Genomic DNA, 14,600 nt, shown 5'->3' with positions numbered 1-14,600 from the left:
TAGCTGACTGGATTGAACATCGCTTTTCAAGCTTGTTCAACCCTAGTCATCCTTGCCGGGGCAGGACGACGAAATCAAATAGATTTCTGTCCTGCTCCCACTTTGAAAGGGTTCTGTGTTAAAATCACATTAATACCATTTGGAAAGAGGATATTGTAATGATTTATGAAACGGCTTCTGCTAAAATCAATTTAACATTAGATACTTTATATAAAAGAGATGATGGTTATCATGAAGTTGAGATGATTATGACCACGATTGATTTGAATGATCGCCTATCGTTTGAGAAGAGAAATGATCAACGTATTGTTCTAAATGTAGATGAGACTTTTATTCCGTCTGATGAGCGTAATCTGGCTTATCGTGCGGCGCTTTTAATGATGGAGGCTTATCAGTTAAAGCAAGGTGTCACGATTACATTAGAAAAAAATATTCCTGTTGCTGCTGGTCTCGCTGGGGGTTCAAGTGATGCGGCAGCGACGATGCGTGGTATGAATCGTTTGTTTGAACTCAATCGTCCGCTTGATGAATTAAGTGCACTTTCAGCAGAGATTGGGTCAGATATTCCATTTTGTGTTTATGGTACAACGGCGATTTGTCGAGGTAGAGGGGAGATATTGGAACAGTTACCAAAACCGCCTTCGACATGGGTAATTGTAGCGAAACCGCAAGCGGGTCTGTCTACACCTGAAATATATGGTGGATTAGATTTAAATCAGCCTTTTCCTGTTCATACAGCGCAATGTTTACAAGCATTGGAAAACAACGATTATCAAATGATGTGTGAAAGTCTTTCTAATCGTTTGGAGCCTGTGTCAATGGCGCTGCAACCTGAAATTGCAAAAATTAAGTCTAATATGTTGAATAACGGTGCGGATGGCGCGTTAATGAGTGGCAGTGGCCCTACCGTCTATGGTTTTGCACAACGTGAAAGGCAAGCGCGTCATATTTACAACGCTGTGAGTGGCTGTTGTAATGACGTATATCTTGTAAGAATGCTTGGTTAAAAAGAGAAAGGATGACAATCGTGCGATATAAAAGAAGTGAACGTATTGTTTACATGACACAATATTTAATAAGCAACCCGAATAAACTTGTACCACTTACTTTTTTCGTTACAAAGTTTGGACAGGCCAAGTCATCGATAAGCGAAGATGTTCAAATTATCAAAGATACTTTGATTAAAGAAGGCTTAGGCACAGTAGAGACGATTTCTGGCGCAAGTGGTGGCGTCAAATACCGACCACAAATGCAAAAAGAAGAAGCAAAAGCTGTCATTGCTGAAGTCATCGCCTTGCTACAAGAAAAAGAGCGTTTATTACCTGGGGGATATCTTTTCCTATCTGACTTGATGGGAAACCCCGCCTTGCTTAAACGGGTGGGACGTTTGATTGCAACGATATATATGCATGAAGAGTTAGATGCGATTGTGACAATTGCAACTAAAGGGATTTCTCTCGCAAATGCGGTAGCGAATGTACTCAATTTACCTGTCGTGGTGATTCGTAAAGATAATAAGGTGACAGAGGGATCAACAGTTTCAATTAACTACGTTTCAGGATCAACACGAAAAATCGAAACAATGGTATTATCTAAGCGTACTTTGAAGGAACATTCGAATGTTTTAATCGTTGATGATTTCATGCGTGCTGGTGGATCCATTAACGGTGTGATGAATTTAATGAATGAGTTTAAAGCACATGTAAAAGGGGTATCAGTACTTGTAGAATCCAAAGAAGTCAAACAACGACTGATTGAAGATTATACTTCCTTAGTACGTTTATCTGATGTTGACGAATATAATCAAGAATTTAAAGTCGAATCAGGTAACAGTCTAGCTAAATTTTAAAGACAAAAGGAGCGTTCAATCATTTGGAAATTATTAACACGAGTAAAGCGCCTAATGCAGTTGGACCATACTCACATGCTTCAGTCGTCAACGGACTTGTTTTCACTTCTGGTCAAATTCCGCTCACTTTAGATGGTGAAATTGTAAGTGATTGCGTACAAAAGCAAACAGAACAAGTCTTAGAAAATCTTAAAGTTGTGCTTGAAGCAGCTGGGTCAGATCTAAATCACGTTGTTAAAGCTTTAATCTTCTTATCGGATATGGAAAACTTTCAAAAAGTGAATGAAGTATATGAAAAATACTTTGACACACATCGCCCTGCGAGAAGCGCGGTGGAAGTTGCACGATTACCGAAGGATGTTAAAGTAGAGATTGAACTGATTGCTGAGGTTAAAGCTATATAATCATGAAAGTTACGGTAAAGACTTCTTTAATTACACAGCAATAAATATACTTAATTACTATGGGGGGCTCACTACATGAAAGTGACAGATGTCAGACTTAGAAAAATCCAAACAGATGGCAGAATGAAAGCCTTAGTCTCTATTACTTTAGACGAATCATTTGTGATTCATGATTTACGCGTAATAGAAGGGAACACAGGCTTATTCGTTGCGATGCCAAGTAAACGTACACCAGATGGTGAATTCCGAGATATCGCGCATCCAATCAACTCGGAAATGCGTCAAGAAATTCAGGATGCAGTAATGAAAGTATATGACGAAACTGATGAAGTGTTACCTTCTCATAATCATGAAGATAATCACGCATCAGAAGACAAAAACGAAGAAGTTGAATAGATATTTGCGATTTAAGGTTTTGTCATCTAAAAAGGGTGATGAAGCCTTTTTTGTATGTAAAAAAGGTGGGCGAGAGCCATTGAGCCATTGTGTTGAATGCTAAGAAGCGGTCGATAACATTTTAATGGTTGTATAGTAGCACTTAATCGCTTAAAATCGTAAAAGTGTTAAAGATGTGCTTATGACTTTTTAGCGTGAGCATATAGCGATAGCCATGATATTTCAGTCGTGTAGGCACAAGGTTTTTATTATGAGCCAAAGGTTTTATTCGTTTACGCCTTGAAAGTGTACACGCGCTTAAATTATAATTGTATAGAAGTGTAAAAGATACTGGAGGGTTCATTGCCATGCAAAAACATGCAGTCGTTTTGGCGGCGGGTAAAGGCACAAGGATGAAATCTAAGCAATATAAAGTATTACATCACGTTGCTGGTAAACCAATGATTCGTCACGTAATAGATCAAGTGCGCGAATCAGGTGTCGACAATGTGGTGACTATTGTGGGACACGGTGCAGAAAGTGTAAAAGAAACATTAGGGGACACGTCTTTGTATAGCTTTCAAGAAGAACAACTAGGAACAGCGCATGCTGTTAAGCAAGCGGCAGAGCATTTAGCATCAAAGGAGGGCACAACACTTGTTGTTTGTGGTGACACACCACTGATTACAAGTGCAACGTTGTCTCAATTATTAGCGCATCATGATCAAGAAGGTGCACAAGCGACAGTATTATCTGCGATTGCCGCGCAACCATTTGGATATGGTCGCATCGTTCGAGATGAAACAGGCCAACTGACTGAAATCGTCGAAGAAAAAGATGCGGATGCACAACAAAAAAAGATTCAAGAAATTAGTTCTGGAATTTTCGCATTTAATAATCAAACGTTGTTCCAATTGTTAGAACAAGTTGATAATGATAATGCACAAGGCGAATATTATTTACCTCAAGTTTTAAGTTTAGTGCTTCAAAATAAAGGTAAAGTTGCAGTCTACCGTACAGATGACTTCGACGAAATTATGGGTGTCAATGACCGCGTGGCGCTAAGTCGAGCAGAAAAAGCTTACCGTCAACGATGTAATGAATATCACATGCGCAATGGTGTGACGTTGATTGATCCAGACACAACCTATATTGGTTCAGAAGTTGAAATTGGCGAAGATACAGTGATAGAACCAGGTGTTAAGTTATCTGGCAACACGCGTATCGGTAGAGATGTCACAATTGGACAATATTCAGAAATACACAACAGCCAAATCCATGAGGGTGTGACGATTAAACAATCTGTCATCTCAGACGCTATTGTTGGCGAAAAATCAAAAGTAGGTCCATTTGCACAATTAAGACCAGGTTCAGAACTTGGCAAAGAAACAAAAGTGGGTAATTTTGTTGAAATTAAAAAAGCTCGTCTTGATGACGGTGCTAAAGTATCGCACTTAAGTTACATAGGAGACGCAGAAATTGGCGCGCGCACGAATGTGGGCTGTGGTTCAATTACAGTTAACTATGATGGTGCCAACAAATTTAAAACAATAATTGGTAAAGACGCATTCATCGGTTGTAACACGAATCTTATTGCACCTGTGACTGTTGGCGATGGTTCATTAATCGCTGCAGGGTCAACAATCACTGATGATGTACCGAACGAGAGTCTTGCGCTCGCACGTTCAAGACAGGTGACAAAAAAGGGATACATGAATAAATAAATGTAATGAATTTAAGCGAGAAATAGAAACAAGTATGTTGTAATCAATTGAAATGACTATAATAAAATTGGAGGATTCATAATAATGTTAAACACCGAGTATAAAAATTCGTCTTTGAAAATTTTCTCACTGAAAGGTAATGAACCACTTGCAAAAGAAGTTGCAGATCATGTAGGTGTTGAATTAGGTAAATGTACGGTTAAACGTTTTAGTGACGGTGAAATTCAAATTAATATTGAAGAAAGTATTCGAGGTTGTGATGTTTTCATTATTCAACCTACATCAAATCCAGTCAATGTACATTTAATGGAGCTACTTATTATGATTGACGCATGTAAGCGTGCTTCTGCAGCGAACATTTCAATCGTTGTGCCTTATTACGGCTATGCACGTCAAGACCGTAAAGCGCGTAGCCGTGAGCCAATCACTGCGAAATTAGTTGCGGACTTATTTGAAACTGCTGGTGCGGATCGAATGATTGCACTAGACTTACATGCACCTCAAATTCAAGGCTTTTTTGATATTCCTATTGACCACTTAATGGGTGTTCCGATTTTAGCAGAATATTTCTTGAATAATAAAGAGATTAATCCAGAAAATTGTGTTGTTGTTTCACCAGACCACGGAGGTGTAACACGCGCACGTAAACTTGCAGATTTCCTTAAAACACCGATTGCTATTATCGATAAACGTCGTCCAAAACCGAACGTAGCTGAAGTCATGAACATCGTAGGTGAGATTGAAGGACGCACGGCGATTATCATTGATGACATTATTGATACAGCAGGTACAATCACACTTGCCGCGCAAGCATTGAAAGATAAAGGCGCAACAGAAGTATATGCATGTTGTACACATCCAGTATTGTCAGGTCCTGCGAAAGAGCGCATCGAGAACTCGTCGATTAAAGAATTAGTGGTAACAAACTCAATCCAGCTTAAAGATGAACAAAAACCAAATAATATTACAGAATTATCTGTGGCTGAATTACTTGCACAAGCGATCGTACGTGTGTATGAACGTGAATCAGTCAGCGTATTATTTGACTAAAGCATTGACGAAACTGCAAATTTTGTGTAAAATATTTCTGTTCGTGCTCATACGGACAAATACACGCTTGCAAGCAACATAAGTTGATGGGCAAGTGCTGCACAGATGTGTGCAATGAAAGGTGGAAAATGAATATGGCTTCATTAAAGTCTGTTATTCGTCAAGGTAAACAAACACGTGGTGATTTACGTAAAATCCGCGAAGCAGGAAAAGTACCTGCAGTTGTATATGGTTACGGTACTAAAAACGTTTCAGTTAAAGTTGATGAAATCGAATTTATCAAATTGATTCGTGAAGTAGGACGTAACGGTGTTATTGAACTTGGCGTAGGTTCAAAACAAATCAAAGTAATGGTTTCAGATTATCAATTTGATCCACTTAAAAACCAAATTACACATATTGACTTCTTAGCAATCAATATGACTGAAGCACGTACAGTAGAAGTACCTGTACACTTAATCGGTGAAGCGCCAGGAGCTAAAGAAGGCGGCGTAGTGGAACAACCATTGTTCAACTTAGAAATCACTGCAACACCAGACAACATTCCTGAATACATTGAAGTAGACATTAGCGAATTAAACATCAATGATACTTTATCAGTAGCAGATGTTAAAATTTCTGGTGACTTCACTATCGAAAACGATGGAGAAGAAGCACTTGTATCAGTTGTTGCACCAACTGAAGAGCCAACTGAAGAAGAAATCGAAGCAATGGAAGGCGAATCTACAACAGAAGAACCTGAAGTTGTTGGTGAATCTTCTGAAGAAGAAGAAAAAGAAGACTAATTTCTATCAATTTAGTCGTATTATAAAAAGAGCTGAAACTGTTATAGTTTTCAGCTCTTTTTATAATGGGTAAAACAAAATGCAGAATTTGTTGCATACGATGATACGAGACAATAGTGAAAAAGATGTGGTGGATGCTTTTAGTATAAAAGTGGCGTTGTGGTGATTTTGTGTTAAAATGTAAAAATAATAATATAATCACATTAAGTTATTTTTTATAGTATTTAAATCTTTAAAAGTAAAATTCATAATATTCAGTGATTCTAGCTTTTGTAGTCTCGCATTCAAATAGATCGTGCGATCGTATATATCGCAATTTAGCAAGTGTATTCTTAAATATGTTAATATATAGAAATAATGAAGAAGGGGCGTTTATTCAAATGAAGCGCATCAAGATCAATTTGGAGGTAAATGATGAAGTGTATCGTTGGTTTAGGTAATATAGGAAAAAATTATGAGCATACAAGACATAATATTGGTTTCGAAGTCATCGACCACTTACTCGAGCGACATCAAATCCAACTCGATAAGCAAAAATTTCGTGGTGCTTATACAATTGAACGAATTAACGGTCAAAAAGTAATGCTGATCGAACCTTTAACATTAATGAATTTATCTGGAGAAGCCGTAGCCCCATTGATGGATTATTATGACGTTCAAATCGACGAATTATTAGTGTTATATGATGATTTAGATTTAGCACAAGGTAAAGTGCGTTTAAGACAAAAAGGAAGTGCTGGTGGCCATAACGGGATGAAATCAATCATTCAGATGCTCGGAACAAGTGACTTTAAACGTATCCGTATAGGAATTGGACGACCTTCAGGCAGAACGCCGATTCGCGATTACGTGTTGCAAAAGTTTTCAAGCGCTGAAATGCAAGTGATGGATCCTGTTATTGCGCATGTTGCAGATGCTGTGGAAGCATTTATTAGCGATGAAAAATTCGAAAATGTAATGAATCAATATAATGGTGAGGCCAAGTGAAATCAATCATTAATGAAATTATAAATAGAGATACAAGATTTAAAGATTTGTCCGAGCAAGTCGGACATGCCAATTTATTAGTCACAGGATTAACGCCTGCAGCCAAAGCGTCTATCATAGCTGAACTTTACCAATCGGACCATCGTCAAGTTTTATTAGTGACGAATAATTTATATCAAGCGGATAAATTAGAGGCAGATCTCCTTCAATCTGTACCAGATGACGAAATTTATAAATATCCCGTGCAAGATATTATGATTGAAGAATTTTCTACGCAAAGTCCAGACTTAATGAGTGAGCGTGTCCGAACACTTACGGCACTTGCAAATGAACGTCGCGGACTTTACATTGTTCCTTTAAATGGTCTGAAAAAGTTATTAACGCCAAAAGCACTATGGCAAGAACATCAACTCTCATTGGAGGTTGGTGACGATATTGATGTTGATCTATTTCTAGATAAACTTGTAAACATGGGCTATCGTCGTGAAACAGTCGTTTCAAATATTGGAGAATTTTCAGTACGCGGTGGCATTATCGATATTTATCCATTGCTAGGTGAACCGTTGCGTATCGAATTATTTGATACAGAGGTGGACTCAATCCGTCAATTTGATGTTGAATCTCAACGTTCTTCTGAAAATGTGGAAATAGCAGAGATCACGACAGCGCATGATTATATTATGACGGATGCGGTTCGTCAAAGAATGATGGAAGGCTTAAGACAAGCTTACGAAACGACACGCCCTAAAACAGAGAAGTCTGTGCGTCAAGATTTAAAAGATACGTATGAGAGTTTTAATCTTTTAGAAGATACGCATTTTGATCCACAAATATTACGCCGTCTTATCGCGTGGATGTATGAAACACCGACAACCATCTTAGATTATTTCAAAGACAGCGCGATTGTTTTAGTAGATGAGTATAATCGTGTGAGAGAAACGGAAGAAACGTTGACTACCGAGACAGAAGCATTTCTTCAGAATTTAATCGAAAGTGGTAAAGGCTTTATAGGTCAACGCTTTATGGAAGATGACACTTTTGATCGTATGCTCCGTCAATTTAAAATTACTTTCTTTACACTGTTTACTGCCTCAATGCCTATGAAATTAGACCATATCGTCAAGTTCTCATGTAAGCCTGTCCAACAATTTTATGGCCAATACGATATTATGGCTTCAGAATTTCAACGCTACATGAAACAAGGTGACCGTATGGTGGTAATGGTCGAAACAGAAACAAAAAAAGAAAGAATTCATGCAATGTTGAGTGAAATGCATGTGCCTACACTGCTCGAACCCGAAGTTGATGCTATGGAACCCGGTCATGCTGCGATTATTCAAGGCAGTCTATCTGAAGGCTTTGAACTGCCTTACATGTCTATGGTAGTCGTGACAGAACGAGAATTATTTAAATCGAAGCAAAAAAAGACGTCTAAAAAACGTCGTAAAACGATGAGCAATGCTGAAAAAATCAAGTCATATCAAGAGTTGAACGTTGGTGATTATGTCGTCCATGTTCATCACGGTGTAGGACGTTACTTAGGCGTTGAAACCTTAGAAGTTGGAGAAGTCCACCGTGACTATATTAAGATACAGTATCAAGGCACAGATCAACTGTATGTACCTGTTGACCAAATGGAACAAGTGCAAAAATATGTTGGTTCTGAAGATAAAACACCAAAACTGTATAAATTAGGCGGTAGTGAATGGAAGAAAACGAAGGCTAAAGTTCAAAGTAGTGTCGAAGATATTGCTGATGAATTAATTGACTTATATAAAGAGCGTGAGCAATCTGTAGGATATGCATTTGGGCCGGATACAGAGGAACAACATGCTTTTGAAATGGACTTCCCATATGATTTAACCGATGACCAAGCAAAATCGATTTTAGAGATTAAAGAAGATATGGAAAGTCAGCGCCCTATGGATCGACTGCTCTGTGGAGATGTGGGTTATGGTAAAACGGAGGTCGCCGTGCGCGCAGCCTTTAAAGCGGTCATGTCAGGTAAGCAAGTTGCATTTTTAGTGCCAACGACTATACTCGCGCAACAACATTACGAGACATTAATCGAACGTATGCGAGATTTTCCAGTTGAAATTCACTTAATGAGCCGTTTTAGAACACCTAAAGAAATTCGAGAAACAAAAGAAGGCTTAAAGTCCGGTTTTGTTGATATTGTGGTAGGCACGCACAAACTTTTAGGAAAAGCTGTAGAATACAAAAACTTAGGCTTATTGATTGTCGATGAGGAACAACGTTTTGGTGTGCGACATAAAGAAAAAATCAAAACATTGAAAGCGAATGTCGACGTACTCACTTTAACAGCGACGCCTATACCAAGAACGTTGCACATGAGTATGTTGGGTGTGCGTGATTTATCTGTAATAGAGACGCCGCCAGAAAACCGTTTTCCAGTGCAAACGTATGTGTTAGAGCAAAATACGAACTTTATTAAAGAAGCGCTCGAGCGAGAGTTATCGCGTGGAGGCCAAGTGTTCTATTTATATAACCGTGTCCAATCGATTTATGAAAAACGTGAACAATTACAAATGTTAATGCCAGATGCATCTATTGGTGTGGCACATGGACAGTTACCTGAACGAGATCTAGAAGAGACAATGCTCGATTTCATTAATGGTGAATATGATATTTTAGTTACGACTACGATTATTGAAACCGGTGTAGATGTCCCTAATGCCAACACATTGATTATTGAAGATGCCGACCGTTTTGGCTTGAGCCAATTGTATCAATTACGTGGTCGTGTTGGTCGTTCGAGTCGAATTGGCTATGCCTACTTCCTCCATGCGACAAATAAAGTGTTGAATGAAACGGCTGAAGACAGATTACAAGCTATAAAAGAGTTCACAGAGCTAGGCAGTGGCTTTAAAATTGCGATGCGCGATTTAAATATACGAGGTGCCGGAAACTTATTAGGTAAGCAACAACATGGATTTATTGATTCTGTCGGTTTTGATCTTTATTCACAAATGTTAGAAGAAGCAGTGAATGAAAAACGAGGTATCAAAGAAGAAACAGTTGCACCTGAAATTGAGATGAACTTACGTTTAGACGCATATTTACCTGCCGAATATATTCGTAATGAGCAAGCTAAAATAGAAATTTATAAAAAATTACGTGCGACTGAAACGATAGATCAACTCATGGATATTAAAGATGAATTGTTAGATCGCTTCAACGATTATCCAAGTGAAGTTGAACAATTGCTCGATTCCGTTGAGATTAAAGTACATTTACTGCACGTAGGTGTGCAAACGGTAAAAGATACCGGAAAAACCATTGAAATTTTATTAACACAAAAAGGTACAAACGATATTGATGGCGAAGCGTTGTTTAAAAATACAATCGCGTTAGGACGAAACATGAAAGTCGGTGTACAAGAAGGTTGCATGAAAGTGACGCTGACAAAAAGTAAGCAATGGCTAGAGTCATTAAAGTTTTTGTCTAAGACGCTTGAAGAAAGTTTGAGAATACCAGATGAAGTCTAAAACAGCGTTCAATGGCGTCGTCGTTTTAACGCTCGCACTTATCATCGTCAAGGTATTAAGCGCTCTGTATCGTGTGCCTTATCAAAATATACTCGGTGATGAAGGATTATATGCGTATCAACAAATTTATCCGATAGTCGCATTGGGCGTTGTGTTATCTAGCAATGCGTTACCAAGCGCATATACCCAGCTCGTCGGGGATACCCATGAGACACAATCGGTTTTAAAACGATTATTATGGTCATTGACAGCAACAGGATTTCTTATCTTTATTGTGCTATTTGTAGGTGCAAAAAGTATTGCAAGCTTGATGGGTGACGTCCATTTGACACCGATGATTCATGCAGCAAGCTTGAGTTTTATCGTCATCGGAGCCTTAGGTTTATTACGTGGCCATTTTCAAGCAAAACGAGATATGCACATGCCGGCATACTCACAAGTTTTAGAACAGAGTATCCGAGTGGGAATCATTGGTGTTGTTATCCTGTTATTCGTTAAACAAGATTTATCAATTTATCAAGCAGGCACTTGGGCCATTATCGCTTCTGCTTTTGGCTTTTTGGGCGCAACGATTTTTCTTTGGCGCAAGCGTGATGTGCCACATAACAATGACGAAATGCCATCATTGCCGTGGCGTAAATTTATCGTTGCAACAGTCATTTTTGCAATCAGTCATTTAATCGTCATTTTATGGCAAGTGGTAGATAGTTTTACCATCGTGAACATGTTGCGTTATGGCTCGGGTTTGCCTTTCAAAGAGGCGATTACTGAAAAAGGTATTTATGATAGAGGTGCCTCATTTATTCAAATGGGCTTGATTGTCACAACGACGTTTTGCTTTGTCTTGATTCCGCTATTAACAGAGACGAAAAAAAGAGGTCAATTGCAACAAATGCACAGTTATGCGAATGCGTCGCTTAAAATTACTATTGTGATCAGTAGTGCTTGTGGCATTGGGCTCATCAATCTTCTTCCTGTACTCAATCACGTCTTTTTTGCAAGCCAAGACTTAACGCTAACACTATCTATATACATGTTGACTGTTATTTTGGTTTCATTAATTATGATGTATATTGCCTTATTAGAAGTACAAGAGCAGTTTCGCATCATTTTGATAGGTTTTTTAATGGGCATTACTACAAAATTAATATTTAATTTAATCACGATTCCACTTATGGGTATTATCGGAGCAAGTATTGCAACGGTCGCATCTCTAATCATTTTTGTGTTCTATTTACATGTATATGTAGTTAAACAATACCATTTAAACGCGTTAAGAAAGTTTTATTTCAATTTGGCTTTGGCTTTATTGGTAATGACAGCTAGTGTACAATTGTGTCAATATCTCATTCCTACATCTACACGTTTAGGCGGATTGCTCGAATTGCTTATTTTGGCTAGTGTAGGCGTTGGCAGTGTGATTTTAATGCTGTTATATCTTAATATTTTAAGTAGCGATGAATGGGTACATTTACCATTTGGTGATAAAATGATTGAATGGAAGAAAGGAAGAAAATCATGACACATCAACTTACAATTATAGGACTGGGTAATTACGGCTTAGATGAATTGCCTGTCAGCATTTATAGATTAATTCAGCAGCAGCCTAAAATTTATGTTCGTACTCAGCATCATCCAGTGGTTCAGCAGCTCAAAGAAATTGAATTTGAAAGTTTTGATCATATTTATGAGCAGTATGATTCTTTTGAACCTGTATATCAAGCGATTGTGGATGAACTTTTACAACGTGCCCAACAATCCGATATTGTTTACGCTGTGCCGGGACATCCACGCGTAGCAGAAACGACGACACAACTGCTAATTGAACGTGCACATGAAAATAGCGTTGAGGTTCAAGTTTTAGGTGGGCGGAGTTTTATAGATGATATGTTTGAAGCGGTTCAAACGGACCCTAATGACGGTTTTACGTTGTTAGATGCGACAAGTTTAAATGCAGACATGTTGAACCCTCGAACAGCAACTATCATCACGCAAGTCTACAGTGCAATGGTGGCAGGTCATTTGAAACTATTGCTTATGGAACGCTATCCAGATGATTTTGAGGTCATGGTCGTTGATGGTGCGCGTCAGTCTGGCGCTCAAGTCGTACGTTGTCCAATATATGAACTGGATCATGAGATAGAATATACTAATTTAACGAGCGTATTTATCCCTAAAGCGAATGACGAGAAAGTGTTATACCAAGATTTTAACTATGCTGATCAAGTCATTGCACGACTTGTGGACGACGAAACTGGATGTCCATGGGATAAAGTACAAACACATCAAACACTTAAACGCTACTTGCTTGAAGAGACATTCGAACTATTTGAGGCCATAGATAACGAAGATGATTGGCATATGATTGAAGAATTAGGTGACATCTTATTACAAGTGTTGTTACACGCCAATATAGGTCGCAAAGAAGGTTATATGGATACACGTGAAGTTGTAGAAAGCTTGACTGAAAAAATGATTCGACGTCATCCGCATATTTTTGAAAATGATCAAGCTCAAGATGTAGATGATGTTAAAGCCATTTGGCAAAAGCAAAAAGTAGCTGAAGGTAAAACGCCACGTGTAAAATTCGAGAAAGTATTTGCGACGCATTTTCTAAAATTGTATGATGAAGTCAAAAATAGAGATTTTTCAGAAGAAGAGTTAACAGCCTATTTAGAAGAACGAGGAGGGTCACATTGAGACTAGACAAATATTTAAAAGTATCACGTCTTATTAAGAGACGTACATTGGCTAAAGAATTATGCGATCAAGGTCGTGTCGCTGTAAACGGAACAACGGCAAAAGCAGGCACAGATGTTAAATTAGACGACGTGCTCGTGATTCAATTTGGACAAAAAGTTGTGACAGTTAAAGTAACAGGATTGAGTGAACATGCCACAAAAGAGAATGCAAAAGGCATGTTTGAATTGGTCAAAGAAGAACGCATTCAGTAAAGGGTAAACAAAGAAAGGTGACGCCGCATGAATCAAAAAGTTCAAAATATCGGCAATCAATATACTTCTAAAAAAAACGCAAAGAAAAAACGACATGAACGCCGTAAAAAAGTAGTGAAAAAGCGTATTGCTGTTTTTGGAGGCGTACTTTTAGTCATTATTATCCTGCTTTTAATCATGGTTGCGTTTCAAATTAAAGGGAACCATGATGCCTCTGTTGAACGCCAAGCCAAAGAGGAGAAATATCAAAAGTTACAAGATAAAGAGATTGAACTTAAAGAACAACTCAATAATTTAAATGATGAGGCGTATGTTGAAAAAATTGCGCGAGATGAATATTATTTAAGTAATGACGGCGAGATCATCTTTAAGTTGCCTAACGACAAAGACAAGCAAGAGAAACAATCGAAAAAAGAGTAAAAGCAGTTTATAATTAAATTGCATAATATGTAAAATTCGTAAAGAAAAATGTCGATATTCAAATAGTCATTGTGAAAATAGATAAACAAAAGTATAATAGAACTAAATATCGAACAAAATCGGGAGGATGCATTAAAACAATGTCAATCGAAGTAGGAAGTAAGGTAAAAGGTAAAGTCACTGGTATCAAAAAATTTGGTGCATTTGTGGAGTTGCCTGAAGGTAAAAGTGGGTTAGTTCATATTAGTGAAGTAGCAGACAACTATGTAGAAAATGTTGAAGACCATTTGTCAGTTGGTGATGAAGTAGAAGTGAAAGTACTGTCTATAGCAGAAGATGGTAAAATAAGCTTATCGATTAAAAAAGCAAAAGATCGCCCACGTAAACAAAGACCGGCGCAAAAACCGGAAGACTTTGAGAAAAAGCTATCTAACTTTTTAAAAGATAGTGAAGATAAACTTACTTCTATTAAGCGTCAAACGGAATCAAGACGTGGTGGCAGAGGCTCACGTCGTTAAGCATTGATAATGACTTAGAGGTTGA

The 14,600-nt window shown here is 38.1% G+C and carries 14 protein-coding genes; all 14 read left to right on the top strand.

What is annotated here, in order from left to right:
• Window positions 1-158: 158 nt before the first annotated feature.
• The 14 genes from ispE to HMPREF1208_RS11335 all read left to right on the top strand — a co-directional run bounded on the left by ispE (window position 159) and on the right by HMPREF1208_RS11335 (window position 14,575).
• Window positions 159-1,007: a 4-(cytidine 5'-diphospho)-2-C-methyl-D-erythritol kinase gene (ispE, locus tag HMPREF1208_RS11400; protein ID WP_016426517.1), complete on the top strand. Its 849-nt coding sequence runs from the start codon at window positions 159-161 to the stop codon at window positions 1,005-1,007.
• Window positions 1,008-1,027: 20 nt separating this feature from the next.
• Window positions 1,028-1,849 (top strand): pur operon repressor, encoded by an 822-nt coding sequence (purR, locus tag HMPREF1208_RS11395; protein ID WP_037559647.1) that lies wholly within the window; start codon window positions 1,028-1,030, stop codon window positions 1,847-1,849.
• A gap of 23 nt (window positions 1,850-1,872) precedes the next feature.
• The gene (locus HMPREF1208_RS11390) at window positions 1,873-2,253 is read left to right on the top strand and encodes a RidA family protein (protein WP_016426515.1); all 381 of its coding nucleotides are present in this window, start codon (window positions 1,873-1,875) and stop codon (window positions 2,251-2,253) included.
• A gap of 75 nt (window positions 2,254-2,328) precedes the next feature.
• Window positions 2,329-2,649, top strand: coding sequence for a septation regulator SpoVG (spoVG, locus tag HMPREF1208_RS11385; RefSeq protein ID WP_016426514.1), 321 nt, complete (start codon window positions 2,329-2,331; stop codon window positions 2,647-2,649).
• A gap of 347 nt (window positions 2,650-2,996) precedes the next feature.
• Complete coding sequence (gene glmU, locus HMPREF1208_RS11380) at window positions 2,997-4,352, top strand: bifunctional UDP-N-acetylglucosamine diphosphorylase/glucosamine-1-phosphate N-acetyltransferase GlmU (RefSeq protein WP_016426513.1); 1,356 nt, start codon at window positions 2,997-2,999, stop codon at window positions 4,350-4,352.
• 84 nt (window positions 4,353-4,436) lie between these two features.
• Complete coding sequence (locus HMPREF1208_RS11375; RefSeq protein WP_016426512.1) at window positions 4,437-5,402, top strand: ribose-phosphate diphosphokinase; 966 nt, start codon at window positions 4,437-4,439, stop codon at window positions 5,400-5,402.
• 134 nt (window positions 5,403-5,536) lie between these two features.
• A complete protein-coding gene (locus HMPREF1208_RS11370) occupies window positions 5,537-6,187 on the top strand; it encodes a 50S ribosomal protein L25/general stress protein Ctc (protein WP_016426511.1) in 651 nt (216 codons plus the stop codon).
• A 414-nt stretch (window positions 6,188-6,601) separates the two neighbouring features.
• Complete coding sequence (pth, locus tag HMPREF1208_RS11365) at window positions 6,602-7,174, top strand: aminoacyl-tRNA hydrolase (RefSeq protein ID WP_016426510.1); 573 nt, start codon at window positions 6,602-6,604, stop codon at window positions 7,172-7,174.
• A 5-nt stretch (window positions 7,175-7,179) separates the two neighbouring features.
• Entirely contained in the window at window positions 7,180-10,683 is a 3,504-nt protein-coding gene (gene mfd, locus HMPREF1208_RS11360) for a transcription-repair coupling factor (RefSeq protein ID WP_371665195.1), read from the top strand.
• On the top strand, window positions 10,673-12,205 hold the full coding sequence (locus HMPREF1208_RS11355; RefSeq protein ID WP_016426508.1) for a polysaccharide biosynthesis protein: 1,533 nt from the start codon (window positions 10,673-10,675) through the stop codon (window positions 12,203-12,205). The genes mfd and HMPREF1208_RS11355 overlap by 11 nt, the downstream gene beginning before the upstream one ends.
• Window positions 12,202-13,383, top strand: a complete 1,182-nt coding sequence (locus HMPREF1208_RS11350) for a MazG nucleotide pyrophosphohydrolase domain-containing protein (protein ID WP_016426507.1) — start codon at window positions 12,202-12,204, stop codon at window positions 13,381-13,383. Before HMPREF1208_RS11355 ends, HMPREF1208_RS11350 begins: the two co-directional genes overlap by 4 nt.
• Window positions 13,380-13,637, top strand: a complete 258-nt coding sequence (locus HMPREF1208_RS11345) for an RNA-binding S4 domain-containing protein (protein WP_016426506.1) — start codon at window positions 13,380-13,382, stop codon at window positions 13,635-13,637. The genes HMPREF1208_RS11350 and HMPREF1208_RS11345 overlap by 4 nt, the downstream gene beginning before the upstream one ends.
• Window positions 13,638-13,664: 27 nt before the next feature.
• Window positions 13,665-14,057 (top strand): FtsB family cell division protein, encoded by a 393-nt coding sequence (locus tag HMPREF1208_RS11340; RefSeq protein WP_016426505.1) that lies wholly within the window; start codon window positions 13,665-13,667, stop codon window positions 14,055-14,057.
• Window positions 14,058-14,197: 140 nt separating this feature from the next.
• The gene (locus HMPREF1208_RS11335; protein WP_016426504.1) at window positions 14,198-14,575 is read left to right on the top strand and encodes a S1 domain-containing RNA-binding protein; all 378 of its coding nucleotides are present in this window, start codon (window positions 14,198-14,200) and stop codon (window positions 14,573-14,575) included.
• Window positions 14,576-14,600 lie beyond the last annotated feature (25 nt).

Origin of the sequence: Staphylococcus sp. HGB0015 (genome assembly GCF_000411275.1) — a bacterium.
Lineage (GTDB): Bacteria > Bacillota > Bacilli > Staphylococcales > Staphylococcaceae > Staphylococcus > Staphylococcus schleiferi.
The sequence above is the reverse complement of the archived record's forward strand: the minus strand, read 5'-3'. Positions and strand labels throughout refer to the sequence as shown.